Here is a 26,446-nt window from a genome sequence, read left to right as displayed (position 1 = left end):
CGGGTCGCGTTGCAAACGGTTAGAAGAGTAATCCATTTTTTTGGGGAGACATAAATGATATCCATAAAATCAACTGATGAAATTGAAAAGATACGACAGGCGGGCCAACTTCTGGCCTCCTGCCACCGGCACCTCGCCCGGATCATTCGCCCGGGTATCAGCACCCTGGAAATTGATCAGTGGGTTGAAGAGTATCTGGAAAAACACGGAGCCACTCCTGAACAAAAGGGATACATGGGCTACCCTTACGCCACCTGTGCCTCCGTCAACGATGAAGTCTGCCACGGGTTTCCACGTAAAACCCCTTTAAACGAAGGAGACATCGTCACAGTGGACATGGTGGTCAATCTGGATGGATGGCTGGCCGATTCTGCCTGGTCCTACCCGGTCGGTAAAATATCCCCCGAGGTACAAAAACTGCTCGATATTACCAAAGCTTCTTTATATCAAGGGATCGCCCGGGCCAAAGCGGGTAACCGCATCGGTGATATTTCCCATGCGATTCAAACCTATGCTGAATCCCGCGGTCTGTCCGTGGTCCGCCCCTTTATCGGGCACGGAATCGGACGCAGAATCCACGAACCTCCCGAAGTACCCCATTTTGGCCCTCCCGGACGCGGGCCGCTGCTAAGGGAAGGCATGGTGATTACAATTGAACCCATGCTTAACCTCGGCAACCATCATGTAAAAATTGAACCGGACGGCTGGACAGCCAAAACGGTGGATGGCAGCTGGTCCGCGCAGTATGAACATACAGTTGCCATCACAGCGGAGGAACCGTTGATTTTAACAGAGCAGGAGGGATCGTGAAAGAAAAAGAGAGCCTTTATAGACCGGGGCTCTCTTTTTCCATGTACTTCAAACCATGCAAGAGAAGGGTCAACAAATCACGCCCTAAACGATCCCTGCCAAACCAATAATCCTTATCCGGTTGCGCCGGAGCCGTTGTCACCTTCATATGTATACCAGTATAATGAAAATCAAGAATCTTCCCATCTGTCGGCTTATCTGGGGCCAATCGCCAGTATGACCAAAATACCAAGAAAAACAGTTCCCGCCCATAAAGACCCGTTTACGGACTTTAAATGTTTAATCATTCGCAAACCTTCTTTCCAAACCGGCAACTAACAAGCGCATACAACCGTAATTAATCATAAGTATTTTTAATATTAAATAATCATATCATCATAAAACCAACCTAACAACTGAAAAAATACAATATATTATAAATAAACCGAGTCTTTTCATCGACTCGGCTTTCATTAAAATTTATTCAACTTCCAAGGAAGTGGTCAGCTTCTCTTTCTCCTGATGGCGGTCAATGGCTAAATCAATCAGTTTGGATACCAGTTCGGAATAGCTGAGTCCAGAATGCTCCCACAGTTTGGCGTACATACTGAAGGGGGTAAAACCGGGCATTGTGTTGATTTCGTTGATCAAAATCTGACCGTTGTCTTTGCGGATAAAGAAATCAACTCGGGCAAGGCCGCTGCAATCAATCGCTTTATAGGCTTTGACTGCCATGGAACGGACTGCCTCTGCTGTATCCCGGGGGAGATCCGCCGGGATGCGCATCACTGATTTGCCATCGATGTATTTGGCTTTGTAGTCGTAAAATTCGTTGGAAGAAACGATCTCTCCCGGTACGGATGCTTGCGGTTCATCATTTCCCAACACAGCCACTTCAACTTCATGGGCAGAGATAAACTCTTCTACAATAATCTTCCGGTCATATTTTCCCGCCAGCTCAAGGGCGCCGATCAATTCTTCCCGGTTGCGGGCTTTAGAGATGCCCACACTAGACCCAAGGTTGGCCGGTTTAACAAAGCAGGGATAGCCGAACTGTTTTTCAATGGAATCAAGAACTTGTTCCAACTGTTGCTTGACTTGCTTATTGAGGAAATGTGTATATTTTCCCTGGGCCAGGCCTTCCTGGGCAAAGATTTTTTTGCAAATCACTTTATCCATTCCTACCGAAGATGCCAACACTCCTGCACCTACATAAGGCAAGTTGGCAATTTCCAATAATCCCTGAATCGTTCCGTCTTCTCCGTAAGTTCCGTGCAGAACCGGAAAAACAACATCTACCTCATCTGACTGCAGGGATGGCAGGTTTCCTTTGCTGCTTCCACCCGACACCACCGGCAGCTGGCTTTGTAACTGATCCAGTTGCTTTGATTCCATATTTCCCTCAATCATAGGGAGGGATTCTTGCCCTAATTTCCAATTTCCTTCTCTGGTAATACCCATGGGAATCACTTCATACTTTTCCGGGTCCATCGACTGAATCACAGAAGCGGCAGACGACAGAGAGACATCATGTTCCCCGGATTTCCCCCCGAACAGAACAGCCACACGCAGTTTCTTTCCCATCCTCTCCCATCCTTTCCCGTGCTTATATAAGCCTATTCTTCTATCTGTACATTTGTTCCATCCATCATCCGAAGGAGTTACATGGATTGGGCATGATACAAACCCTTTTATAGGAAGAATTCTCATACTTGATTATCTTCCAGGCCAATCCGATTTTCAATCTCCCGCCAGAGGTTATCTTTCCCATAGGCAGTCTCGGCAGAAAACAGGAGCAAAGGATCTCCCTTTTGAAGCTCCAGTCCTTCCCTGGTTCCTTTTAGATGTTTTTGCCATTTTCCCTTGGAAATTTTATCAGCTTTGGTTGCCACAACAATTACAGGGATTTGATAATGCTTTAAAAAAAGATACATGTTCCGGTCATCGGCAGTTGGCGGGTGGCGAACATCCACCACCTGAATCACCGCTTTCAACGTTTCCCGCCGGGTCAGGTAGGTTTCCATCATCTTCCCCCAGGCTGCCTGCACACTTTTGGGGACTCTGGCAAAGCCGTAACCGGGAACATCGGCGAAGTATAGCAGGTCATTGATGCGATAAAAGTTAATTGTTTGTGTCTTCCCCGGTTTAGAACTGGTACGTGCCAGATTTTTTCTGCGAATCAAACAGTTAATGAGTGAAGACTTGCCGACATTGGAACGCCCGGCCAGAGCAATTTCCGGCAGGGCGTCATCCGGGTATTGTGCGGGTTTCACAGCGCTGATGATGTACTCAGCTTTCGTCACGTTCATAAGGATCCCTCACAAGTGCCAGCTTCAGCACTTCATCCATTTCACTGACAGGAGTAAAAGTTAGTTCTTTACGAATACTCTTAGGTATATCTTCCAGATCTTTTTCATTGTCTTTCGGCAGCAAAACATGCTTAATGCCGGCGCGATGAGCACTGAGAGATTTTTCTTTCAGCCCGCCGATCGGAAGAACCCGGCCTCTGAGCGTAATTTCACCAGTCATTGCCACCTTGCGCGAAACAGGGATTCCACTCAAGGCAGAGACAAGTGCGGTCGCCATCGTAATCCCCGCTGATGGGCCGTCTTTGGGGATGGCTCCTTCCGGAACGTGGATATGAATATCGTTTTTCTCATGGAACTCAGGGTCAATATTCAACTCGCGGGCGCGGGAGCGGATAAAACTGAACGCAGCTTGAGCCGACTCTTTCATTACTTCACCCAATTGTCCGGTCAGGGTTAATTTCCCTTTTCCCGGAAGCAGGGATACTTCAATGGACAAGGTATCACCGCCGGCTTCGGTCCAGGCAAGCCCTGTCGCCACTCCTACCTGGTCTTTTTCTTCGGCTCTGCCGTATCGGTATCTTTCCGGACCCAGGTATTGTTCAATATTGCGCGCGGTAAACACGACCCGTTTTTTCTTGCCTGACACAAGCAGTTTGGTCGCTTTCCGGCATAATGTTCCAATGGTCCGTTCCAAGTTTCTGACCCCGGCTTCACGGGTATAGTTGCGAATCAGCTTCAAAACTGCCTCCGACTGAATTTGCATGTTCTCTTTGCTCAGACCATGTTCTTTCAGTTGTTTCGGCAACAGGTAGGCTTTTGCGATCTTTTCCTTTTCAAGCTCTGTATAACCTGATATATAAATAACTTCCATCCGGTCCAACAGCGGGCGCGGGATATTATGCACCGCATTGGCTGTGGTAATAAACATCACCTTGGACAGATCATAAGGAATCTCAATATAGTGATCGCTAAAAGTTGAGTTCTGATTCGGATCCAGGACTTCCAACAGGGCAGACGCAGGATCGCCCCGGAAATCCATCGACATTTTATCAATTTCATCCAGCAGGAAAACAGGGTTGGAACTTCCGGCTGTTTTCATCCCCTGAATAATCCGGCCGGGCAGAGCTCCAACATAGGTACGACGGTGCCCGCGAATTTCCGCTTCATCGCGAACTCCACCCAAAGAGATACGCACAAACTTCCTGTTCAGAGCCCGGGCAACGGAACGGGCCAACGATGTTTTTCCGACCCCGGGCGGTCCAACGAGACAAAGAATGGGCCCTTTCAGTTTTTTTACCATCTGCTGTACCGCCAGGTATTCCAAAACACGCTCTTTCGCTTTTTCCAGACCATAGTGATCTTCGTCAAGTATTTTCTCGGCCTTGTCTAAACTCAGGTCATCTACGGTCTCTTTTTGCCAGGGCAGTTCCAACAACCATTCAATATAGGTTCGCACCACCCCTCCTTCTGCGGAAGTGGTGGGGATTTTCTCAAGGCGTTCAATTTCCTTTTCAATTTTTTCTTTCACCGCATCAGGCGCTGCAAGCTTTTCCAGTTGCTCACGCAATTCCTCTACTTCACCTGAACGTCCTTCTTTCTCTCCCAGTTCTTTCTGGATCGCTTTCATCTGCTCGCGAAGATAATACTCTTTTTGGGTCTTCTCCATTTGCTTTTTAACCCGTGAACTGATTTTCTTTTCCAGTTCGAGCACTTCTTTTTCATTGTGCAGAATATCAAGCAGCTTTTCCAGTCTTTGTTTTACGTCAGTAATTTCCAGAATGGCTTGTTTGTCCGAAATTTTTAGCGGAAGATGGGAAGCGATCACATCAGCGAGACGGCCGGGTTCTTCAATATCGGCAACTGCTGAATAGGTTTCAGCTGATAATTTTTTGGATAAACGTAAGTATTGCTCAAAATGGTCCAATACAGCACGCATCAGTGCCTCAGTATCTATACCAGCGTGATCTTCTTCCAACAATTCCATCAGACTGACTTCATAAAAATCCTCTGTTGGCAAAAACCTGAGGATCCGAGCCCTTTTGACCCCTTCAACAAGCACCCGCAGAGTCCCGTTTGGCAACTTTAGCAGTTGTCGAACGGATGCAATGGTTCCCACCGGGAAAATATCATCTTGTGAAGGTTCTTCAATCTGGATTTCCCGTTGAGTGGCCAAAAGGATAAGATTATTGTCCATCATTGCCTTTTCCAAGGCCTGAACTGATTTTTCCCGCCCTACATTTAAATGTAATACCATTCCCGGATAGACAAGTTCTCCACGTAATGGCAGTAAAGGCAATGTACGTTCCTCTTCTTTTACAGCCATATATGCACCTCCGTTGCTCTCAAGCGAAGGAACTGGTTGCAGCTTTGTACGATTTTATCCTATTCGCTTTCTTTTGTCTATGACATGGAAACGTCGGTATCCCCCAGCCCTGTAGCGGGGTACCGACTGCATCAATTCGACCGGCCCACTCTTGTCTCTCTGTTCTTATTTTAACTTAAATCGGGGCCGATGTAGGAGACCAGACTGCCGGAGTGGCAGAAACCGCTTCTTTTGGCTCTTCGGTTGGTTCAAATGCCAGCTTGAGCACAGTTTCAATCCGATCCACAGGAATGATCTCAACACCTTCTATCTGTTTAAAAATGGACTGCATATTCTCAGCCGGTATAATCACCCGGGTAGCTCCGGCATGTTTAGCTGCTTCCACTTTGGCAATCACACCTCCGACCGGTTTGACATGGCCATGAATACTCAGTTCCCCGGTCATGGCGAGCAGATGATCTACCGGAATCCCTTTGATCGCCGAATAAATAGCTGTTGCCATGGTAATGCCTGCCGAGGGGCCATCCAATGGTATTCCGCCTGGAAAATTGATATGAAGATGGTAATCATCAGGTTGGACATCCGTTTTACGCAAGACGGTGATCACATTTTCAACCGAGCCCCGCGCCATGCTTTTGCGGCGCAAGGTCCGCTGTCTGCCACCCATCTCTTCTTCTTCAACCACGCCTGTGATTTGAATGGTTCCCTTTCCCGGAGAAGCGGGAGTTGCGGAGACCTCGATTTCCAATACCATCCCGAGGTTGGGCCCATAGACAGCCAGACCCATTGCCAGTCCAACTTGCGGGATTGAAGGCATCTTTTTCTCCGGCCGGGGGGGCAGTTGACTGCTGTGAACAACCCATTCAACGTCCGCAGCTTCAATGATATTCCGCCCCTCTGTCATCGCCAGACCGACAGCTGTTTGCACGATATTCACCGCATCACGCCCATTGGTGGCATATTTTTGGATGACTGCCACAGCCTCCGGATGATAGCCAAACTTGATACGTTCCAAAGCTTGAACAGCAATTTTTTCGATCTCGTTTGTGAGCAGAGGGCGGAAAAAGATCTCCATACACCGCGAGCGAATGGCCGGAGGAATATCTTCCGAAGTTCGTGTGGTTGCACCAATTAAGCGAAAATCTGCAGGTAAGCCATTTTGAAAAATATCGTGAATATGGCTGGGTGTATTGGTGTCTTCAGAGCTGTAATAAGCACTTTCCAAAAATACTTTTCGATCTTCCAATACCTTCAGCAATTTATTCATCTGAATCGGATGTAACTCCCCAATTTCATCAATAAAGAGAATCCCCCCATGGGCTTTGGTAACTGCCCCCGGTTTTGGCTGTGGGATTCCCGCCATTCCCATCGCTCCGGCTCCCTGGTAGATCGGATCATGAACAGAACCAATCAGCGGGTCAGCAATACCCCGTTCATCAAAACGAGCTGTAGTGGCATCAATCTCAATAAATCGGGAGTGTTGGTTAAATGGAGATTTCCCGCTTTTCTTCGCTTCTTCCAGAACGACACGGGCTGCTGCCGTCTTACCTACACCCGGTGGACCGTAAATGATGACATGCTGGGGATTTGGACCACATAAAGCCGCTTTTAAAGCCCGAATTCCCTCTTCTTGCCCTACAATGTCCTCCAATTTGGAAGGGCGGGTTTTTTCCGCCAAAGGCTCCGTCAATGAGATTCTTCTCATTCTGTTTAACTTCTCAAGTTCCTTCCGGGACTCTTTGTCTACCGCACTGCGGTTGGTTTGCTGGTTTCTGAGCAAGTTCCAAAAATAAAGACCGATAACAATGGAGAAGAAAACCTGTAAAAACATCAGTAAAACTGTCCAGTTCATCTTGGGTCCATTCCTTTCCAACCTTTACACGGTCGCAAACCATTTTCTTTACAAGTATTATGACCGCAAGCGGAAAGGGATACTCATGGTTTTATCCCCTCTGGCTGGAGTGGGAACCAAGCCTGTTATCTTTTTTTCATATACAAATCAAATGCCCAGTGCAACATCGGAATGACCGGGTAGTCCCACTCACCCATTAATTCACAAGCGTCTCCATTAAATCCCATTTTAAATTGTAGTAATTCAAAGAGCGGATCATCCTCATTTAATGTTGTACTGATCCCGCGAAAATCATAAATCCGGTCTCCTTGATGGTATGAATCCTGAATCATTTTCCAGCGCAGAAGAAACACGGAGGGATCGTCCGGTTTATCACTTTTTTTCGCACTGTAGAGATCCCACGTATGTCCGTTCACCCGAATGGCTATCGCCGAACTGAGAAGCTCTTCGCCTTGTTTGGCAAGATAGAGACGCAGTCGGTGAGGATCTTCATATATCAACGATTCAAACATTTTCTCAAAGTAGGACAAATCACGGACCTGGGTCTGTTCCCGTTGTCCGGTATAAACGAGCAGCCGATGGAAATCGGGGAGATCTTGTTCCGTTCCAATCTGAATTTCCACCCCTTCCTGTTCCGCCCGGCTGATCTGCTGCTGCCACTGGGGATCAAATTCAGAAAAGATTTGCTCCAACGATTTCGCGTTCATATTCAAACGGAAAACATATTGCGGTTGGACTGTATCAAAACTGTCTTTACCCGTATTTTTTCTCCAGCCCATCTCGGCAAGCTCCTGTTGAATATATTCAACATCATTGAAAATTCGGTCTGGAAGAATATCTGTTAATTTTTTATTTTTTAAACCATGAGATTGAAAATCCTTGATATTTTGTGAGATTCTTTGCGCTGACCAGGTTTTGCTCACTAAAGGCGGATCGATCTTTACACTAAATACATGACGTTGTTTTAAATGATGAAACAGGGGTTGGAACCAGTCCGATAACTCAATTTCTGAGAACCAGTCAATGATCGGTCCTCTTGGTATGTATGCCAAAAACTTATTTAATCCGGGCACTTTTCGATATAAGACAACAGCCCCGCCTACCAATGTTCCGTCAGAAGTAATCCAGCCAAGAAATTCACTGGACCATTTCCACTCTCCTTTTAAATCGGCCCAGGAGGGATATTGCAGAAAGTTCCTATAGGATTGTGTTTCCACAAAATTTAAATAGTCCTCTCGCTCAATCAATGATACTGTTAGCATGCTCATGCACTCACCTCTTGCTGTTATCGAAAAAGCAGCTCTACTCCCGTCCCGTAGAACTGCTTCCTGCCACGAACAATCTAAACTCCTTCATTTTATCATAAGTAATGCTGATTAAAAAAGCATCCGCCTGTATAAGCGGATGCTTCAACGCAGAAATGTTAAGCACTTTCTTCTTTTTTATTGATCACTCGGCCTTCACGAGTGGTTAATTTCGGTGTGATATTGTGCAATACCGTCTCTTTCGTTACGATACACTTGGTTACATCATCCCTGGACGGCAATTCAAACATGACATCCAACATGATGGATTCAATAATGGCACGCAGGCCACGAGCTCCAGTCTTCCGTTTGATCGCTTCGGCAGCAATCGCTTCAAGAGCTTCTTTTTCAAACTTGAGCTCCACATTATCCATTTCAAGCAGTTTACTGTACTGCTTGACCAGAGCGTTTTTTGGCTCTGTCAGGATCTGGACCAATGCTTTTTCATCCAGTGGCTCCAGTGTGGAGATAACGGGAAGGCGTCCGACAAACTCAGGGATCAAGCCATACTTCAGCAAGTCTTCAGGCAAGACCAGCTTCAGGTATTCTCCCGGTTTCATATTGACGTTTTGCCCTTCCATGCCAAAACCGATTACTTTTTTACCGATCCGGCGTTTGATGATTTGCTCAAGCCCGTCAAATGCACCGCCACAAATGAACAAAATGTTGCTGGTGTCAATTTGAATAAACTCCTGATGAGGATGTTTTCGCCCGCCCTGGGGAGGTACGCTTGCAACGGTGCCTTCCAGAATTTTCAGCAGTGCCTGTTGAACCCCTTCACCGGAAACGTCACGTGTAATCGATGGGTTTTCAGACTTGCGGGCTACTTTATCAATCTCGTCAATGTAGATGATTCCCCGCTCTGCTTTTTCCACATCATAATCTGACGCTTGAATCAGTTTGAGCAGGATATTTTCAACATCTTCACCCACATAGCCTGCTTCAGTGAGTGAAGTGGCGTCTGCAATGGCAAACGGGACGTTCAGGATCTTGGCAAGGGTTTGAGCGAGCAAAGTTTTCCCGCTCCCCGTTGGCCCCACCATCATGATATTGCTTTTCTGCAATTCAACGTCATCCGTCTTTTGCGAAGTGTTAATCCGTTTGTAGTGATTATACACAGCTACAGACAGGGACTTCTTCGCATGGTCCTGACCGATGACATACTGGTTGAGAATATCACAGATCTCTTGTGGTTTCGGTAGATTTTTGAGATCAATCTCCTCATCACTGCCAAGCTCTTCTTCGACAATCTCATTGCATAATTCAATGCATTCGTCACAAATATATACACCAGGACCAGCAACTAACTTGCGTACTTGGTCTTGGGATTTGCCACAGAAAGAACACTTGAGCTGCCCTTTTTCTTCATTGAATTTGAACATATCAATCACCCCTTTCTAGTGTCAGTACGGGTGATAACCTCATCAATCAAGCCGTATTCCTTGGCTTCTCCCGCACCCATGAAAAAGTCACGATCTGTATCGCGGGCGATTTTTTCAATCGGTTGACCCGTTCGTTCTGCTAAGATCTTATTGATCTGCTCTTTCGTACGTAAAATCCAATCTGCGTGAATTTTTATGTCTGAAGCTTGGCCTCTGGCTCCACCGAGAGGCTGGTGAATCATAACCTCACTGTTTGGCAGCGCATAACGCTTTCCTTTTTTTCCGGCTGCCAACAGAAAAGCTCCCATACTGGCGGCCAACCCCACGCAAATCGTGGAGACATCTGCTTTGATAAATTGCATGGTATCAAAAATGGCCATCCCTGCCGTCACAGATCCGCCGGGAGAGTTTATGTACATGTTAACATCTTTCTCTGGATCTTCCGCATCAAGAAACAGCAATTGGGCTACTACGAGATTGGCTACGTTGTCGTCGATCGGACTGCCAATAAAGATAATCCGGTCTTTCAATAGTCGGGAGTATATGTCATAGGCGCGCTCCCCACGGTTCGACTGCTCCACAACCATTGGCACTAAAGGCATATGAAACACCTCGTTTCGGAGTTGGCTATTTTAAAAACAAGGCACGTTGGTCACGTGCCTCGTTTTTTTATCTCCCTATATCCATTATGCCGCATTTTTACTGCTCAATACAAGTAAATCAATCGTTTTCTTCGTAATGAGTTGTTCTTTTACAGATTTCAGAGCACCCTGGGCTTCCAGGAGACGGCGAACCTCTTCCTCATCACGATTCATTTGTTCAGCCATTTGCTTGATTTCCTGGTTAATTTCCTCTTCTGTCACTTCTACATTTTCTGCTTTGGCGATTCCTTCCAAAACGAGGTTGGCACGTACTTTCTTCTCGGCATCTGCTCTAAATTGTTCTTTTAATGCCTCTTGGTCCTGGCCGGTGAATTGGGCATAAAGTTCAAGGTTAAGTCCCTGATAGGACAATTGCTGTTCAAACTGGCGCAGCATATGCTCCACTTCGTGGTCAATCATAACTGCAGGAATCTCAACTTCGGAATTTTCCGCAGCCAATTCAACCAACTGGTTTCTGATATAGTTTTCTTTATCTTTTTCCGCTTTTTCCCGCAGCTTTTTCTCGATATCCTCTTTTAACTCGGCAAGAGTGTCAAACTCGCTGACGTCCTGGGCAAACTCGTCATCCAGTTCAGGGAGGTTAACCCGTTTGATCTCATGCAGTTTTACTTTGAATGTAGCCGGCTTTCCTGCCAGTTCTTTAACGTGGTAATCTTCCGGGAAGGTGACTTCCACATCTTTCTCTTCACCGGGCTTCATGCCGACCAATTGATCTTCAAAGCCCGGAATGAAGGAACCTGATCCGACTTCCAGATTGTATTGTTCAGCTTTGCCGCCTTCAAACGGATTTCCGTCGATAAAGCCTTCAAAGTCGATGATGACACGGTCTCCTTTTTCCACCTCGCCATCTTCTACCGACTCCAATTGACCTTGTTGTTTTTGCATTTTGCTGAGTTCCGCATCAACATCTTCCTGGCTGACGGAAAAGTCTTTTTCCGGAACTTCCAGACCTTTATACTCACCAAGGGTGACTTCCGGCTTTACCGTAACCGTTGCCTTAAAGATCAGAGATTTTCCTTTTTCCAATTGTTCAATGTCAATTTCCGGACGATCTACCGGCTCAATCCCTGTCTCTTCCACAGCAGCCTGGTAGGCTTCCGGAAGCATAATATCAAGAGCATCCTGGTAAAGGGCCTCCACGCCAAAGCGCTGTTCAAAGATGCGGCGGGGTACCTTTCCTTTACGGAAACCGGGGACGTTCACCTTTTTAACTACTTTTTTAAACGCTTGATCCAACGCTTTTGCTACAGTTTCCTCATCTGTTTCAACTGTCAATGTGCCTTGGTTTTTCTCTGTCTTTTCCCAGCTAGCCTTCATCTATATGTTACCTCCTGCAAACTCTAATCATATGGAATGATCAGCCCATCAAATTGCCGTAACTATTGCAACCTCTTCATTATAACACAGGAACACCATATTGCAATAAACAACATTTCTTAAGAAATCAGCCAATAAAGCCAAAAAAACCCATGAGGGTTTAAGCGAAAGTCCAATCGCCTTAGCGTATTCGGAATGGTTGTAAAAGGTGAATCACCGGGGATGCAACAATGCATTATGTATAAGACACTAACTTGCCAAACATTATCTCTATTAAACTTAATATATTCTAATATATCTTGACTCTAGATGTAAAGTTTTTTCAATGATATATTTTTAACTGATTTGCACTGGAAGTCCCTCACCACTAAGCGATCAGCGTAGGTGATGGGAGAAATGGAACACAGCGTAAGTATGGGAAGTTCATTATTGTTCACCAGCACACCATAAAAGGATATTTACTAAAAAACAGAAAAGAGGCGGCAGAATATTTCTCTGCCGCACTCATGTTACGGGCTTAAAGAATCAAGTACATTACGTACATTTGTGGAGAAATTGTAACCAGAAGCGGCATCCCAGTTGATGGACCAGGTCATCACACCTCTAAATCCTGCATATCCGCCCGGATTCCGGAGCTTGTAAGCACCACCGTAAGAGGTTCCTTTTACCAGATAATTCAACGCTTTTTGGATCTCCGACGGAGAAGTATAGCCTCCTGAGGGTGCGGCTGATTGTGTTGACGGAAGACCGATTGCAACCTGATCTTCTCTCAATGCCGGAAACTGATTATTTGTATTATTGGCGACAGGAAACCCGTACAATAACATTTCCGCCATGGCAACTTGAAAATCAGCCGTTCCCTGTGCATAACTGCGACCATCAAGAGCTGTCATCGCCCCTGAATTGTAGTGCTGGACATGCACATATGTCAGTTTGTCCCGAAGTCCGTAGATTACCGGCAGATAAGCACCCCAAGGACCACCGTATGCAGTATAGCCCCCTTGAACATATGCTGTTTCGGGAGCCATTGACAATACAAAATCGGAGCCAAACCGGTCACAAAGTGTCCTGACTGCTGAGATCAAGTTTACAATAGCCGGGGTTTTCGGATTTCTGAAGTCAGTATCCCCGCCCGCTAATGATAAAGAACCTCCTTCAAGATCAATGTCAATACCATTGAAGCCGTATGTTTGGATCAGATTCGACATGGAGTTAATAAAGTTTTCTTTTGATGTGTGATCGTTCAGCTGAAGATGCCCGTTGGCGCCCCCCAGCGAGATAACCACCTTTTTCCCGATGCTGTTCAGATAAGCGATATCTGATTTGAATTCTTCGGGTGTAGCATTATACGGTGTAAACCCGACTTCCCCCGGCGCTCTCCCAGTCGGCTCGGCAAAGGCAACGTTTATGACATCAAATTTGGCGGAAACATCCCGAAGACGAATGTTTGCAGACCCATTGTCAAAGTTATGCCAGTAACCGATAAGTAGTTTATTCCCATTCCCCCCGCCACCTCCTGCAGAAGGGTTGGTGGTTACCGTCACTTCATTGCTTGCTGCTGATACATTTCCTGCTGCATCTTTCGCCTTTACTGTAAAGGCATACAAGGTGTTTGGAGTTAAACCGGTAACCGTAAACGAAGTGCCTGTTGCCGTTCCTGCCAGTTCGGAACCTTTGTAAATGTTGTATCCGCTTACACCAACATTGTCAGTTGAAGCTGTCCAGGACAGGCTGACGCTTGTATCCGTTTTCACAGGTGCAGTTAAGTTGGCCGGGGCACTCGGGGGCTGGGTATCCTCTTCTCCACCTCCCCCCGGAGATTGCAATGACCATAAAGCCGGAACATTCGGAGGCTCCCATCCAGGGAGAGAAGTGTGTGATTGAAGGCACTTATACGTACTTCCCGCATATGTGACTATATCTCCCTCAGCATAAGCAACATTAGGCTCCCACGCGCCAGCAGCAAAAGCCCCTGCGGGAATAAGACTGGCCAGAAGGGCCACGATAACAACAATGGCAAACGCGTTTTTAGATAAAGATCTTTTTGTAAAGCTTGTCCTTGTCACCCACATATTTTTCACTTCCCATCATGAATTGGTTAATGCAGTTGATCTGGTTCTTCCGCTTTGTTGAAAAATATCGTATTATAAAATCTAGTCTGTCTTATCAGATAACTGCTTGCAAAACATGCCATCAACTTCTTAAAATACAGAAACAACTTCTACATTCCCGGTCACTTCATTCGATGAACCTTTTCATCAGAGCCTTTAAATCAGATCCCAATGAGTAAAGCGGTTCTATTGGAGACTGTCGAGGTATGAACGATGACTATTTGAGAACTCAAAATGGTTAAAAGCGTCCCAGTTAATCGACCAGGTCATTAATCCTTTAAAGCCCGGATACCCGGAAGGGTTTCTAAGCTGATATCTTCCACCGAAGGACTTTCCTGTGACTAAGTAATCCAACGCTTTCTGTACTTCGGAGGTAGATGTGTACCCATTGCCGGCATTTACGCTGGCGGGCAAGCCAATCAGAACCTGATCCTGCCTTAATGCCGGGAAAAAGTTATTTGCATTGCGGGCAACAGGAAAACCTTGTAACACCATATCGGCCATCGCTACGTGGAAATCGGCGTTCCCCATGTTGTAGTACTCATTGTCAAGAGCAGTCACGGGTCCCGAATTATAATGTTGTACCTGAAGCCAGGAAAGAATGTCCCTCAGCTTATGAATCACCGGCAGATATGCACCGGCCCGATTGTCCACGCCATTGCCGTTTCCTCCGTAATAACTGTAACCCACTTGTACAAAAAATGTTTCCGGAGCCATCGTCAATATAAATTGATCCCCGAAGTGGTATTTAATCGTTCGGATCGCTGCAATTAAGTTCGCAATCACCGGAGTGGTAGGATTATTTATATCTGTATCCCCCGGATTGAGATAGAGAGAATGTCCTTCAAAGTCAATATCAATCCCGTCAAACCCGTACTTTTCAATAATGTCAGTCATCGATCTGACGAAATTGTCTCTCGCAGCAGGGGTTGCCAGCTGAACCTGGCCATTGGCACCACCAATCGAGATAACTACCTTCTTACCCAGGCTCTGAAGATAGGCGACATCGGCTTTAAACTCTGCATCAGTATAATTGTACGGGGTAAAACCGATCGTTCCAGTCGTAGAACCACCAACCGGCTCGGCAAAAGCAACATTGATCACATCAAATTTGGTAGAAACGTCCCTTAGTTTGATAAAACCCGAACCATTATCAAAATTATGCCAGTAACCGACTATAAGCTTTTTCCCTTCACCGCCGCCCCCTCCACCGGATGAGGGATTGGTGGTTACCGTCACTGCATTGCTTGCTGCCGATACATTTCCTGCTGCGTCTTTCGCCTTTACTGTAAAGGTATACAAGGTGTTTGGAACTAAACCTGTAACCGTAAACGAAGTACCTGTTGCCGTTCCTGCCAGTTCGGAACCTTTGTAAATGTTGTATCCGCTTACACCAACATTGTCAGTTGAAGCTGTCCAGGACAGACTGACGCTTGTATCCGTTTTCACAGGTGCAGTCAAGTTGGTCGGGGCACTCGGAGGCTGCGTATCCTCTTCCCCGCCTCCTCCCGGAGATTGCAATGACCATAAAGCAGGGGCGTTTGGGGGTTCCCAGCCGAGGAGGGAAGTGTGTGATTGAAGACACTTATACGTACTTCCCCCGTATGTGACCAGATCGCCCTGAGTATAGGAAACGTTGGGCGCCCATGCGCTGGCAGCGAAAGTTCCTGCCGGCATGATGCTGATCAGAAGCGCAAGGATGACAGCAATGGTAAACGCCTTCTTCGACAGTGACCTTTTGACGGGCGGACAACGGGGCGGCAAAGGAGAAAAAGAAATCAAGCTGAATCACCCCTAAATTAATTTGATGAGAAAACTTTGGCAGATTTGAAATGGTATAGACAACCTGATGTTCTTACATTATTAATTATATTCCGATCTATTTTGTAAATCAAATATTAATATATTTTATATTTCACAGAACCCTGCTTCTAATCGCATAAGTCACTCTACTAAAATACATAAAAAAACCAACGTATGATAAACGTTGGTTTTTCATTCATATGGTGTCCCAGGAGAGATTCGAACTCCCGACCGACGGCTTAGCATACCACTATGGCTTTCGCCACCAAGAAACGTTGTTTGTGGTCTGGACTATATCTTCACCATTTCAGGTGCGGCACGTATAGTCTCTACGGAATCTCACGATAATCACGAGCAAATTTCACATTTTGCATCTGATTATTCTTTGGAGTTTCTACCCTCAAGCTGATCGACTTGTTAAAGGTTATAGGATCAAAGTAATAACATTCATCAGTTTGCGGACAATAGACACAATAAACATCAATTTCATGCTTGATTGTATCTTTCATTACCACGTCATGACTATTACAATATGATGATCTAAATCTTACTTCCAGTACCCCATGTAGGTTAAGTTCCCTATACTTAACCTGGACCCTTTTAAATTGGTTATCTTTATAAATAACCAGATCAAAGGGAGCATGTTCAGTTTGGGGATAAAGTATCTTATAACCTTTTTGATACAAATCAACTTGAGCCTTCAAAACTCCTAAATCTCCTTTAGACTTTGTATGGTGTTTTATCCTGCCACCTCTGAAGGAGATCGTAAGTTTCCTCGGTGTTACCATCAGCATGACCTGTTAAGGCTTCACCGATATAGTGCCGTCCACTTTATAGGTTTCTGTTTTCCTATAAAGGCTCCTAATTGAAGGCCGTTGCTCTATCCAGCTGAGCTACTGGGACTCGGGTTTAAAAGTGACAAGATAATCATATACCAGACAGGCTTAATAAGTCAATAGGCTTTTCTATCCAAATTTGATTTTTCGGGAACGGATCATTCCCTAGATTGAAAATGTTCCGCCCCGTTCAAGGATTTTTTGGCCATCCGTCTTATAATAAGTTACACTTATCTTGCCCTCAACGAGCTCTAGGCAAGCATAAGTGGGATAATTGAACCCTCTGGGGTAAGAAATGCTGCCGGGATTGATTAACAAGACGTTCCCCACTTGTTCGCAAAATGGAAAGTGAGAGTGGCCAAAACAGGCAACTTTTGCTCCTAATTCCTCCGCCCGATAGCGAATCGGGAGCGGTGTTGTTTTCACACGGTGTTTATGGCCGTGGGTCACAAAGAAACGCAGGCCTCCCCTTTCCCAGATTTGCTCCTCAGGAACTCGTTCCCAATCACAATTTCCTCTTACCACAGTGAGTGAAACCTTCGGCAATTCTTTCCGGTCTGTACAAAAGTCACCGCAGTGAATCACATGATCTACGGAGACGCGCTTTACGATTTGTTGAAGTAATTTTCCTTTGCCGTGCGAGTCGCTGACAATCAATACTTTCATCTCATTCTCACCCCCGATTATGATTGAGGTGTAAATATATATTTACTCTTTAAAAGAGCCGTCAATTTTTCCGTTGCCTTGGCGCGATGGCTGATTTGGTACTTTCTTTCAGCCGGTAACTCGGCCATCGTCTTCTGCTCCGAAGGCAAATAGAAAATCGGATCGTAACCAAACCCTTCATCCCCGCGGGGCTCCTCAATAATGATCCCTGTACATTCCCCGCGAACCAGTTGCGTTTCCTCTCCCGGGACAGCCAGAGCCATCGCACAGACGTATATTCCCTGTCGATGTTGTTCAGGGACAAAACGTATCTTTTTGAGCAACTTCCGGTTATTTCGCTCGTCATTGGCATCCGGTCCGGCATAGCGGGCGGAATAAACCCCCGGTTCCCCATCTAATGCGGGAACAACTAAGCCGGAGTCATCGGAAATCACTGGTGCTTGCAGAGCATTGGAGATGGTTTCGGCTTTTTTACGTGCATTTCCTTCAAACGTGTCCTGATCTTCCACAATTTCAGGAAGACCGCTAAAATCACTTAAGCCTTTCGCATCCAGATGCAAATCCCGTGCAAATAAATCGGCAAACTGCCGTAACTTGTTCTTGTTCCCCGTTGCAATAATGATATACGGAAAAGGCCATACCTTCATGACTAAGATGCTCCTTCTATCTTGATGATCAGAGGGGCCCATGAGATTTTATTCATGGGCTGTCGATTCTTTTTTTGATAATGCGGAATTTGTTTTCCCCACAAATTCCGCATTTTCTCCTAATACCTCTTTTTGGATGCGGATCAGTTGTTCGATTCCCTGTCTGCTGAGAGATAATAATTCATTAAATTGTTCGGGACTAAACGGGGACTCTTCCCCTGTTCCCTGAATCTCCACATATTTGCCGGAACCGGTCATCACCACGTTCATGTCGACAATGGCACTGGAGTCTTCTTCATAACATAAGTCCAGACACGCATTGTCGCCGATGATTCCCACACTCGTTGCTGCGAGAAAATCTTTAATGGGGAGAAATGGGAGCGTCCCGTTTTTAACCATCGGTACAAGTGCATCAACCAGAGCCACAAACGCTCCTGTGATCGAAGCGGTTCTCGTTCCGCCGTCTGCCTGGATCACATCGCAGTCCAACCATAATGTGCGTTCTCCCAATGCTTTCAGATCAACAACAGATCGCAATGCCCGGCCGATCAACCGTTGAATTTCCATTGTCCGCCCGCTCAATTTCCCCTTGCTCGCTTCCCGAATCGTTCTGGTCTGCGTGGCGCGTGGCAACATTGAATATTCAGCGGTAATCCATCCTTTGCCTGAATTGCGAAGGAAAGGCGGAACTCTTTCTTCGACGGTAGCAGTGCAGATCACCCGGGTATCGCCAACCATTATGTAGACAGAACCTTCAGCGGTCTTAATATAATCGCGTAAAATCTCCACTTTTCTTAGTTCATCGTATGTACGACCGTCAACTCTCAATGCTGTTTCCCTCCTGTGCCAAGTCATTTAAGTATAGCATACCCTTCGCCAATATTCCGAATGAGAAAAAGAAAAAAGGAATGATTGCTTGATCATCCCTTGTTCGATTGTTCCATTGGCCCAGGCTGGTCTGCTCATTAAAGTCCATTGGGATTGACGATCTGGGGGCGTGTGACCGGTTTATCAAAAGGCTTTGTTTTCTCTCCTGCCTCAGATACATTTTGCTTACCATTTACTGTGATTTTTACTTTTTTTGCGGGAGAATTTTCCGTCAGGGAGAAAACAATGCAATTCAGCGCATCCTTAGAAGCCGAGCGTTGATCGTTAAATTGCAGGAGCTGCTCATCAAAGTCTGCCGTGATCACATCTCCTTTTATCTGGACACGGTTCACTTCAGTTGCTGTATCCAATGCCCCGCTTAAATTGGAGTTCTGCATCGGCCCTTTAATCAGCTCTTTAAGGGCTTCGTGTGCAACATTTTCATTTCGTTTTACCATTCTGGTCACTGGTACATAGTAAACGGAATTATCCGCAGTTTGCCCCAGGAAATAAAGGGTGACCGGCATGCTTTGGCCCATTTCCACCCCCGGGGAAATCTCCAGGTTAATACCGCGACTTCTCGTCAAACCCTGAGCCGGCGCTTTTCCCTTGGGCATCACTGCTAACGGACGCCCGTCCACCCAGATATTTACTTCTTTTACATTGGGAAAACCGGTCAATGTCCAGGTTAATGCGCTCAAAATCTTATCTTCCTGTTTGAGGTCATAGTTTAAGAATTCTTTGGAGAAATCAACCGTAGCTGTTTTATCCTGAATATCTAATCCCTTAATCTTGGTTCCCTTTGGAAGGATGGGTGAAAAACCTTTGGGAAGCATCGATTCTCCGGGTCCGCCTTTAACCATAAATTTCATGGCTTCTTTGGCAATCCCTTTAACAGATGGAAGTTCAAGGGCATAAGGGACAATATAACCCGTTTCGGTTAAGAAGTAAAGTTCCAATCCGCTTGTTTTCTTTTGCTCTTTTTTGCTCTCTTTCGCTTCGGCTGTTTCACTGGCCTGTACAGGTTGAGCGCTGTTCTTCTGGACATTAGCCGGTGGCGGATCAATCTGGCCGCTCGACTTTTGCTCCGGCCCGAAAAGACAACCCGTTAAAACCAAGGGTATTAGCAAAAGAACAGCTGCCGCTCGAATGGTATATCTGCGCATTTCATTCCCTCCCAGGACAAGGTTGTTTTAGTACATGTATACGAGTCCCGGGAGGATTTATCACTAAAATCTAAAAAACTTTCACCCGGTAAGCCGGGGTGACCGGCTCCAGCTCAGCCGTTTCCACCCGAATCGCTTGTCCCAGCCAATCCTGGGCGATCTTTTTAAAAGAGTCTGCAGAGCCTGTGGTAAAAAATCGGTGCAGAGGCTTTTCTCTCCGGGCCAGTAAATGTTGATGCTGTAAAATAGTGCTCAATTCTGCGGCTGTTTCTTCCGCTGAACTGATGATGGCAACATCTTTTCCCATTACCCCGGCTATCAGGCCGGCCAATAAGGGATAATGGGTACAACCGAGAATCAGAGTATCCATTTTTTTTGATTGAAAAGGTTTAAGAGATTCGGCAATCACCTGTCTGGCATAGGCTGTTTGGCGCTGACCGCTTTCTACAAGAGGAACAAACGCGGGGCAAGCCAAACTGGATACGTTTAGCATCGGATGGATTCGCTTTAATGTCTTTTCGTAAGCCCCGCTTTGAATGGTTCCCTCTGTTCCGATCACACCGACACTGTTTTGTTTTGTCGCTTTAATCGCCGCTCTCGCTCCCGGTTCGATAACCCCGAGAACCGGGATCTCCAGCTGTTGTCTCACTTGTTCAAGCGCAGCGGCAGTTGCGGTATTGCATGCAATCAAAATGGCTTTCAGCGGAAACTGCAACAGGAAATGAACGATTTCAAAAGTGAACTGGCGTACTTCCTGTTCGGAACGCGGTCCATAGGGGCAGCGTTTGGTATCTCCAAAATAATAAATGGTTTCTCTCGGCAGTTGCCTCATCACTTCTTTGGCAACAGTGAGTCCTCCAACTCCTGAGTCTAAAATGCCAATCGCATGTTCATTGGCCGGGTACATCATGTGCCCAATTCATCTCCATTCTGTAACTACCTGCCGAAAGACAGTTTACTTTTTCGTTGTTCTAGTATATGAAATTTGCCCCCTTCGGGTACAGGGGGCAAGAAATCCATCAGCTTTTTTTCATTTCTTCAAATAACACAGACAAATGCTCTTTAATCTGCAATGCCTCATCATCACATAAGTGTGACAGGATTTCAGCCAGGTACTGGCGGCGGGCTTCCATCACTTCTTTAATGATCTGGGCGCCTTTTTCCAAAAGGTGTATCCGTACGACCCGTCGATCCCGATCGTCTCTTACCCGCTCAACAACACCATTTTTCTCCATACGATCAATCAAATCGGTCATCGTACTGCAAGCCAAAAACATTTTCTGGCTCAACTCGCCAATCGTCATATCCCCTTCATCATTCAGCCAGACTAAAGCAGTAAATTGCGGCGGTGTAATGGGAAAGTTTGTTAAAATTTCCCGTCCCTTTCGCTTCACAATTACGCTGATCTCTCTCAACAGACGTTCAATATCCTTAACTGTTTCCGGTGATATAGGCTGATGCGTATTCATACAGTTCCCCTTTGACCCTTGAAATAAAAGGTTCATTAGAAAAGTATATAAAAAAATAGGGCGGTTGACAAACAGAGACACTTATTCCTATGGGCCAGCAGTTTTTTATATAAACCTTTTTCTACGAAATTGAATAAAATCCTTCTAACTAACATCACGCTGCGATTTTTAATAATTGTAAATATTACCCTCTATATTGCCTCCAATCACCGGAAGGAATCCATATCCCATTCTTTTTTAATTGATCTTGATCGCGGTAAAAGTAAACCAGAGCTTGCACAGCTCCGCCGGGTGTATAAACCTCTGTGGTGATTCGCTCATAGAGATTGAGATGGTGATCAGGGCCAAAGTAGTCTTCAAGTGCGTCAATTTTCTTCAATTGCCGTCCATCTATATGGTAAATTTCTCCATACACTTTCCCTTTTCCTTGAATCAGCCCCGGATATCCTTCTCCTGTATCATACAATTCCCCCCTGATCCAGGCCGTCCGTCCCACAAGGGCAGCCCCTTTTAAGTAGTGACTGTACTTCATTCCTTTGCGCAAACTGCCATAAACAAATAAATCCCGTATCAACTTTTTCATCTGCACCCCTCCCTAAAACCCCTTTTGTATGATTTTATAACCGTTTCATTGACAGTGTTCACAGTTATTTTTGTGTGATAAATAGTCAGGTATAACATAACAATACACATATACAGTCTGATCAACCCTGCAAAAAACCTGCCACTTTTGATAAAATTGTTGATTGTATAACATCCATACAGAAGACAAGGAGGAGATGAGATGCCTGATCAACCAAAATACTTGCAACAACTGAACGGAGATTTGTGGCTCATTGAAGATGAGCGGGAAAATATGAAAATTAGTTATCGCATCAAAGAAGTTGTGTTCTCCAAATCATCCGCTTTTCAACATGTGATGATTCTCGATTCTTATGACTTTGGAAGGATGCTTGTGCTTGACGGAGTTGTGCAAACGACCTCAATGGACGGTTACATATACAACGAGATGATTTCACACATCCCGCTTTCCATTCATCCAAACCCCAAAAACGTCCTGATTATCGGCGGAGGGGATTGTGGAGCGGCGCGTGAAGCAGCGAAATACTCCCATGTGGAAAATATTGATATGGTGGAAATTGATGAGTGGGTCGTAAAAGTTTGTAAAGAATATCTACAAGAAGTATCGGGGAACTTATCAGATCCGCGTGTTCACTTTATCTTTGATGACGGAATTCAACACGTTAAAAAATACAAAAACCATTACGATGTGATTATCGTTGATTCTTCCGACCCCATCGGTCCCGCGAAGCAATTATTTGAACGCAGTTTTTATCAGGACATCTATCATGCCCTGAAGGAAGACGGTTTAATGGTCTGCCAAAGCCAGTCCCCCATTTTTCATATGGATGTCCTGAAACAAACTTTTGGTCATATCCAGAACCTCTTTCCCGTCACAAAACTGTATACAACAACGGTCCCGACATACCCAGGGGGTTTATGGAGTTTCACTCTGGGTTCTAAAAAATACCAAGAGATTCATGTTAATCATTTTGATAAAAAAACCAAATACGTCAATCAGGCAATTTTGCACAGCTGCTTCAATCTTCCCGAGTTTATTCAGCTATAACCCAACACCGTCCCGGTAAACAACTTCACCTGTTCAGGTGAGGTTGTTTTTTTATACATAAATTCCCTTTTAACGGAAATGATTAATAGATAAAGGGGGATTTACCAGTGATCGGCTTAATCGTCAAACTCATTGTTTGTCCAACCGTTGTGGTACTATCTGCGTTTCTGTTCAGGGACGTATACTACCCCGCTCTTTGGCAGCCTATTGTCGTTGGACTGGTGCTCGCTGTGGCCGCCCACGCGATGGAAATCCTGATGCTGCGAAGAGGAACTTTTTGGATCAGTAATATCATCGATTTTGTGGCCGCAACAGTGATTATGTATATAAGCCCATTCTTTTTTGCAGGTGCCAGAGTCACTTGGGTCGGAGCAGCATTAACCGGATTTTTATTAACCGTCACCGAATATTTTCAACACTTGTGGCTTATTCGTACCGGCAAAACGGAAAAGGGTGCATAGTTTATGTGCTGGTAGTGTTCTGGTCATAATGGAAATCAGCATCATGCAAAGCAGTGAATTTTATTTACTAGGCACCATACTCCCAGTAAAGTTTTTGAGACAAAGTACCTGTTTGGTAAAAGGTTAAAAAAGCTTCTCTAACCTCTTCCCAATGAACACAATAAGGAACTGGAATGTCAGTTGCACAACTGCTTTCAATCACTGTGAATTCGTCCTTTGTAAAGGGCGAATTCTTTTTTATTAATTGATGCGAGTCTCCATCTTCTTCAAAAAAGGATGGAATAAATCGGCTCGTCAGGGTCAAGACGAGGGTCTTCTTCCCTAAAATCCTCCGAATCACCTTCAATTGAAAAAATGAAAGGGTGTGTTTCTTCCACCACTGGCCAACATGCCGCCTACCCCTTTTAAATCCAGTGAGACCTGTGTGAAGGTACTCCCATCCATCTGCTTTAACAGAGATTCAACCCGGTCCCAGGTCGGTTCAATGATTATCTCCGCTCGTTCATAACTGGACAGCTTCCATTCTCCCGGATATCTTTGTATATCACACATCGTTTCGGTCCCCCAATTTAAAAAATGATATAATTATTTAAATTTGAGTTCATTCCAAGACTCTTTTATATATTCTAAGATGTTAGCCACTGGAGGACAAGTTCATGTTTTACAGCCCCTCAAAAAAGAAAGTCAGAGGTTGGAAAAGGCAGATTCGCAAGATTGAAGATTGGAAACAAAGAGTCAATACTCTCGATATGAAAACGCTGGAAGAATACCACCGGGATTATGTTAAGATTTGGATTTACCCCTGGTATAACCTGGAGAAGAGAAATCCTCCTCTCTGGTACAGCCGGTTGGTATTGGCGGAAATGATTGAAATTTATCTGGACTGGCATAAAAAAATGACAAAAACGGGTGAAGACTTCTATTTAAAGATCTGGTTGTATGACCCTGACTTCATCCATTCTCAAATCGTTGTCGCCTATAAAAGTTGTCTTCACTTTTACGACAAAACCTTTGAAGTGAATCCAAATACAAAACCATTTCCATATCACAAGTTTGATTCAATCAGGGATCAGTTGAAGAGATTTTCCTGGAAGTTGCATCTGAATCAGGTGACATACACGGAAAGCGATTTAACAGAGGGCTGGTACACGAAAAAAGAAGCGGAGAGAATCAGAACGAAAGCTGATCAAATTAAACAGATAGACATGGGTAACGGGGAATTTGAAACGATTTACAGTATTTATACCGGGGACGTATGGATCGGTACATTCAAAGAATAGACATATGCATTCTAAAATGATAGCAGCTAAAGCCAAATCTTAAAAAGTACAAAAAACCCGGTTTTCCAACCTTCTATGGAACATCCGGGTTCAACTTGTCATTTACTTAAGTCTGCCGGATCGGGCACTCCATCCAGACCTGCCCCATTTTCTTTTGAAATCCCCACTCTTTAAGGATTTGCAGCAGATCCTTATTGGTGGTGAGGTTAAAAGTGGAACAGGAGTACTTTTCCGGTGACTGGTTTCCATATTCATTAAATCGAAATACACGGGATAATAAACATTGGATCACTTTCTTTTGATCCTCTGCGCCAGATGAGGTTTCACACTGCAGCAGAACTGTTCCTGTCCTCATCCCCGTCTCATCCGTATTTTCTTTAAATAATGCATATCCGACAGCTTCACCTTGTTCGTTTTCTACAATGACCGATTCAGCTTCCGGCACATTGGCCAATTGCGTTTGCCAGGGGGTCCATTTTCTCCAAAAAGGCAACCGCATGATCTCCCGGCTCATGCCCCGTTGCACACGATATGGAAATTTACCTTCTGTATAGTGATCAGGGTGAGTCTGATCCAAAGAATAAAAATGAAGAGTATCTTTGACTTCATAGCCCATCTTCTTATATAAAGCTATCGCAGGCTGATTGGTTTCAAGCGCTTCAAGAGTAGCAACCTCAACTCCATGTTTACGATAGATCTCCAGACATTTTTCAATCATCCCTTTCCCTATTCCCCTGCCACGGAACGGTTTGGCAACCCCTGTTCCTCCGTTCCACGCCACTTTTTTCCCTTCAATCCGGCGAATGCCGTTAAGTATGATTCCTGCCGGTTCCCCCTTGTAGAAGGCAACAATTGAATATTCAGGGGATAAATCATTTTTTGCCAGATGTGCCGTCAATTTTTTCTCATCAGTGGTCATATCTATGGCATAGCCTTCAAATCCCCGATTCCAAATATCTACTGCGTCTCTCCAGGTGCAATCGCTTAAAGAACGGAATGTGACCATATGGTTTCCCCTCACTAGTCATTTTTATGTCTATAAAACGATTCGCCATTCACATGAAAAGAACCTATCCATCCATTTGTTGAGATAAAAAATAATTTTTTTCTAAATATTGTCACTCCATTGGTGTATGGGGGAGATCTAGGAATAAAAAAACTTTTTAGTTTGTTACTCATGGTGTCTATAAATTTCATTATCTTATTCTAAGAACAGGATAAAAAGCTTACTTAGATAGGCAAGGAAAGGAGCCGCCCGAGAGGCTCCCTTCCTTTTTATAAACGAGGTATCTCTGTTTGAAAAGAAGATTTGGCTACTTTTCCGAACCGCCATTTTTTTAAATTATGTAATCCTGATCCTCTCTCACTCTTTTACATTCTTCCAGCGTAACCTGATATGCTTCTAGTACTACAGTTGTATTTTTTGGATTTAGTGTAATATAGAGTTGTGAATTGACTATAACTATTTGGTGAGGAACCCTTAATGGACTTTCAAACGGATAAACAAGTTGTTGAACATATTGAAATAGATGCATTTAACTGGTCTGCTGAATTTGAAGCGTTAGCCAATCG

24 protein-coding genes are annotated in these 26,446 nt (G+C 45.0%); 4 read left to right on the top strand and 20 right to left on the bottom strand.

All coding sequences use genetic code 11. The annotated features are described in order from the left end of the window. Positions 1 to 54 precede the first annotated feature (54 nt). Positions 55 to 810, top strand: a complete 756-nt coding sequence (gene map, locus I8U27_RS18270; protein WP_181754578.1) for a type I methionyl aminopeptidase — start codon at positions 55 to 57, stop codon at positions 808 to 810. Between the two features lie 459 nt (positions 811 to 1,269). Here the strand turns inward: map and I8U27_RS18265 are convergent, their stop codons facing one another. The 18 genes from I8U27_RS18265 to I8U27_RS18180 form a co-directional block, all read right to left on the bottom strand. After that, entirely contained in the window at positions 1,270 to 2,373 is a 1,104-nt protein-coding gene (locus tag I8U27_RS18265) for a D-alanine--D-alanine ligase (protein ID WP_181754575.1), read from the bottom strand. A gap of 122 nt (positions 2,374 to 2,495) precedes the next feature. Continuing rightward, positions 2,496 to 3,098: a ribosome biogenesis GTP-binding protein YihA/YsxC gene (gene yihA / locus I8U27_RS18260; protein ID WP_181754574.1), complete on the bottom strand. Its 603-nt coding sequence runs from the start codon at positions 3,096 to 3,098 to the stop codon at positions 2,496 to 2,498. After that, the gene (gene lon / locus I8U27_RS18255) at positions 3,079 to 5,421 is read right to left on the bottom strand and encodes an endopeptidase La (RefSeq protein ID WP_181754572.1); all 2,343 of its coding nucleotides are present in this window, start codon (positions 5,419 to 5,421) and stop codon (positions 3,079 to 3,081) included. The genes yihA and lon overlap by 20 nt, the downstream gene beginning before the upstream one ends. A gap of 175 nt (positions 5,422 to 5,596) precedes the next feature. Next, a complete protein-coding gene (lonB, locus tag I8U27_RS18250) occupies positions 5,597 to 7,273 on the bottom strand; it encodes an ATP-dependent protease LonB (protein ID WP_181754569.1) in 1,677 nt (558 codons plus the stop codon). A gap of 125 nt (positions 7,274 to 7,398) precedes the next feature. Continuing rightward, positions 7,399 to 8,541, bottom strand: coding sequence for a lipid II:glycine glycyltransferase FemX (locus I8U27_RS18245; RefSeq protein ID WP_181754567.1), 1,143 nt, complete (start codon positions 8,539 to 8,541; stop codon positions 7,399 to 7,401). Positions 8,542 to 8,696: 155 nt separating this feature from the next. Then, entirely contained in the window at positions 8,697 to 9,959 is a 1,263-nt protein-coding gene (gene clpX / locus I8U27_RS18240; protein ID WP_181754564.1) for an ATP-dependent protease ATP-binding subunit ClpX, read from the bottom strand. Between the two features lie 5 nt (positions 9,960 to 9,964). Continuing rightward, a complete protein-coding gene (clpP, locus tag I8U27_RS18235; RefSeq protein WP_181754562.1) occupies positions 9,965 to 10,561 on the bottom strand; it encodes an ATP-dependent Clp endopeptidase proteolytic subunit ClpP in 597 nt (198 codons plus the stop codon). 84 nt (positions 10,562 to 10,645) lie between these two features. Beyond that, positions 10,646 to 11,938, bottom strand: coding sequence for a trigger factor (gene tig / locus I8U27_RS18230; protein ID WP_181754560.1), 1,293 nt, complete (start codon positions 11,936 to 11,938; stop codon positions 10,646 to 10,648). Positions 11,939 to 12,447: 509 nt separating this feature from the next. After that, positions 12,448 to 14,010 (bottom strand): chitinase, encoded by a 1,563-nt coding sequence (locus I8U27_RS18225; RefSeq protein WP_181754558.1) that lies wholly within the window; start codon positions 14,008 to 14,010, stop codon positions 12,448 to 12,450. 225 nt (positions 14,011 to 14,235) lie between these two features. After that, positions 14,236 to 15,726, bottom strand: coding sequence for a chitinase (locus I8U27_RS18220; RefSeq protein ID WP_181754597.1), 1,491 nt, complete (start codon positions 15,724 to 15,726; stop codon positions 14,236 to 14,238). 455 nt (positions 15,727 to 16,181) lie between these two features. Then, positions 16,182 to 16,595, bottom strand: coding sequence for a group I intron-associated PD-(D/E)XK endonuclease (locus I8U27_RS18215; protein WP_181754595.1), 414 nt, complete (start codon positions 16,593 to 16,595; stop codon positions 16,182 to 16,184). A 258-nt stretch (positions 16,596 to 16,853) separates the two neighbouring features. Continuing rightward, positions 16,854 to 17,354, bottom strand: coding sequence for a metallophosphoesterase family protein (locus I8U27_RS18210; RefSeq protein WP_181754555.1), 501 nt, complete (start codon positions 17,352 to 17,354; stop codon positions 16,854 to 16,856). A 17-nt stretch (positions 17,355 to 17,371) separates the two neighbouring features. Beyond that, a complete protein-coding gene (locus I8U27_RS18205) occupies positions 17,372 to 18,001 on the bottom strand; it encodes an XTP/dITP diphosphatase (RefSeq protein ID WP_181754554.1) in 630 nt (209 codons plus the stop codon). 48 nt (positions 18,002 to 18,049) lie between these two features. Further along, complete coding sequence (gene rph / locus I8U27_RS18200) at positions 18,050 to 18,829, bottom strand: ribonuclease PH (RefSeq protein WP_181754552.1); 780 nt, start codon at positions 18,827 to 18,829, stop codon at positions 18,050 to 18,052. A gap of 137 nt (positions 18,830 to 18,966) precedes the next feature. Then, entirely contained in the window at positions 18,967 to 20,034 is a 1,068-nt protein-coding gene (locus I8U27_RS18195; RefSeq protein ID WP_181754550.1) for a GerMN domain-containing protein, read from the bottom strand. 70 nt (positions 20,035 to 20,104) lie between these two features. Beyond that, on the bottom strand, positions 20,105 to 20,941 hold the full coding sequence (gene racE, locus I8U27_RS18190) for a glutamate racemase (protein ID WP_181754594.1): 837 nt from the start codon (positions 20,939 to 20,941) through the stop codon (positions 20,105 to 20,107). 112 nt (positions 20,942 to 21,053) lie between these two features. After that, entirely contained in the window at positions 21,054 to 21,503 is a 450-nt protein-coding gene (locus tag I8U27_RS18185) for a MarR family winged helix-turn-helix transcriptional regulator (RefSeq protein WP_181754548.1), read from the bottom strand. 184 nt (positions 21,504 to 21,687) lie between these two features. After that, positions 21,688 to 22,086, bottom strand: coding sequence for a gamma-glutamylcyclotransferase family protein (locus tag I8U27_RS18180; RefSeq protein ID WP_181754546.1), 399 nt, complete (start codon positions 22,084 to 22,086; stop codon positions 21,688 to 21,690). 201 nt (positions 22,087 to 22,287) lie between these two features. Here I8U27_RS18180 and speE point away from each other — a divergent pair, with 201 nt between their 5' ends. Next, a complete protein-coding gene (speE, locus tag I8U27_RS18175) occupies positions 22,288 to 23,133 on the top strand; it encodes a polyamine aminopropyltransferase (RefSeq protein ID WP_181754544.1) in 846 nt (281 codons plus the stop codon). A 107-nt stretch (positions 23,134 to 23,240) separates the two neighbouring features. Further along, complete coding sequence (locus I8U27_RS18170) at positions 23,241 to 23,594, top strand: hypothetical protein (RefSeq protein WP_181754542.1); 354 nt, start codon at positions 23,241 to 23,243, stop codon at positions 23,592 to 23,594. Positions 23,595 to 23,936: 342 nt separating this feature from the next. On the opposite strand, the gene I8U27_RS18165 is transcribed toward I8U27_RS18170, so the two are convergent. Continuing rightward, on the bottom strand, positions 23,937 to 24,146 hold the full coding sequence (locus tag I8U27_RS18165) for a hypothetical protein (protein WP_181754540.1): 210 nt from the start codon (positions 24,144 to 24,146) through the stop codon (positions 23,937 to 23,939). Between the two features lie 104 nt (positions 24,147 to 24,250). Between I8U27_RS18165 and I8U27_RS18160 the strand changes: the two genes are divergently transcribed. After that, on the top strand, positions 24,251 to 24,874 hold the full coding sequence (locus tag I8U27_RS18160) for a hypothetical protein (RefSeq protein ID WP_181754538.1): 624 nt from the start codon (positions 24,251 to 24,253) through the stop codon (positions 24,872 to 24,874). 106 nt (positions 24,875 to 24,980) lie between these two features. On the opposite strand, the gene I8U27_RS18155 is transcribed toward I8U27_RS18160, so the two are convergent. Continuing rightward, positions 24,981 to 25,880, bottom strand: a complete 900-nt coding sequence (locus tag I8U27_RS18155; protein ID WP_181754536.1) for a GNAT family N-acetyltransferase — start codon at positions 25,878 to 25,880, stop codon at positions 24,981 to 24,983. Positions 25,881 to 26,446: the final 566 nt, after the last annotated feature.

Source organism: Paenactinomyces guangxiensis (assembly GCF_016055185.1).
Classification (GTDB): Bacteria; Bacillota; Bacilli; order Thermoactinomycetales; family Thermoactinomycetaceae; genus Paenactinomyces; species Paenactinomyces guangxiensis.
This window is presented reverse-complemented; position numbering and strand designations above follow the sequence as displayed.

Bases quoted from the DNA above. Each gene is read 5' to 3' on its own strand.
- I8U27_RS18265 (WP_181754575.1), bottom strand. From the start codon at position 2,373: ATGGGAAAGAAACTGCGTGTGGCTGTTCTGTTCGGGGGGAAATCCGGG.
- I8U27_RS18185 (WP_181754548.1), bottom strand. From the start codon at position 21,503: ATGAATACGCATCAGCCTATATCACCGGAAACAGTTAAGGATATTGAA.
- I8U27_RS18210 (WP_181754555.1), bottom strand. From the start codon at position 17,354: ATGAAAGTATTGATTGTCAGCGACTCGCACGGCAAAGGAAAATTACTT.
- speE (WP_181754544.1), top strand. From the start codon at position 22,288: ATGCCTGATCAACCAAAATACTTGCAACAACTGAACGGAGATTTGTGG.
- I8U27_RS18245 (WP_181754567.1), bottom strand. From the start codon at position 8,541: ATGAGCATGCTAACAGTATCATTGATTGAGCGAGAGGACTATTTAAAT.
- clpX (WP_181754564.1), bottom strand. From the start codon at position 9,959: ATGTTCAAATTCAATGAAGAAAAAGGGCAGCTCAAGTGTTCTTTCTGT.
- lonB (WP_181754569.1), bottom strand. From the start codon at position 7,273: ATGAACTGGACAGTTTTACTGATGTTTTTACAGGTTTTCTTCTCCATT.
- I8U27_RS18155 (WP_181754536.1), bottom strand. From the start codon at position 25,880: ATGGTCACATTCCGTTCTTTAAGCGATTGCACCTGGAGAGACGCAGTA.
- I8U27_RS18195 (WP_181754550.1), bottom strand. From the start codon at position 20,034: ATGCGCAGATATACCATTCGAGCGGCAGCTGTTCTTTTGCTAATACCC.
- map (WP_181754578.1), top strand. From the start codon at position 55: ATGATATCCATAAAATCAACTGATGAAATTGAAAAGATACGACAGGCG.
- I8U27_RS18165 (WP_181754540.1), bottom strand. From the start codon at position 24,146: ATGTGTGATATACAAAGATATCCGGGAGAATGGAAGCTGTCCAGTTAT.
- tig (WP_181754560.1), bottom strand. From the start codon at position 11,938: ATGAAGGCTAGCTGGGAAAAGACAGAGAAAAACCAAGGCACATTGACA.
- I8U27_RS18160 (WP_181754538.1), top strand. From the start codon at position 24,251: ATGTTTTACAGCCCCTCAAAAAAGAAAGTCAGAGGTTGGAAAAGGCAG.
- lon (WP_181754572.1), bottom strand. From the start codon at position 5,421: ATGGCTGTAAAAGAAGAGGAACGTACATTGCCTTTACTGCCATTACGT.
- I8U27_RS18220 (WP_181754597.1), bottom strand. From the start codon at position 15,726: ATGCCGGCAGGAACTTTCGCTGCCAGCGCATGGGCGCCCAACGTTTCC.
- I8U27_RS18225 (WP_181754558.1), bottom strand. From the start codon at position 14,010: ATGTGGGTGACAAGGACAAGCTTTACAAAAAGATCTTTATCTAAAAAC.
- racE (WP_181754594.1), bottom strand. From the start codon at position 20,941: ATGTACCCGGCCAATGAACATGCGATTGGCATTTTAGACTCAGGAGTT.
- I8U27_RS18205 (WP_181754554.1), bottom strand. From the start codon at position 18,001: ATGAAGGTATGGCCTTTTCCGTATATCATTATTGCAACGGGGAACAAG.
- I8U27_RS18180 (WP_181754546.1), bottom strand. From the start codon at position 22,086: ATGAAAAAGTTGATACGGGATTTATTTGTTTATGGCAGTTTGCGCAAA.
- yihA (WP_181754574.1), bottom strand. From the start codon at position 3,098: ATGAACGTGACGAAAGCTGAGTACATCATCAGCGCTGTGAAACCCGCA.
- clpP (WP_181754562.1), bottom strand. From the start codon at position 10,561: ATGCCTTTAGTGCCAATGGTTGTGGAGCAGTCGAACCGTGGGGAGCGC.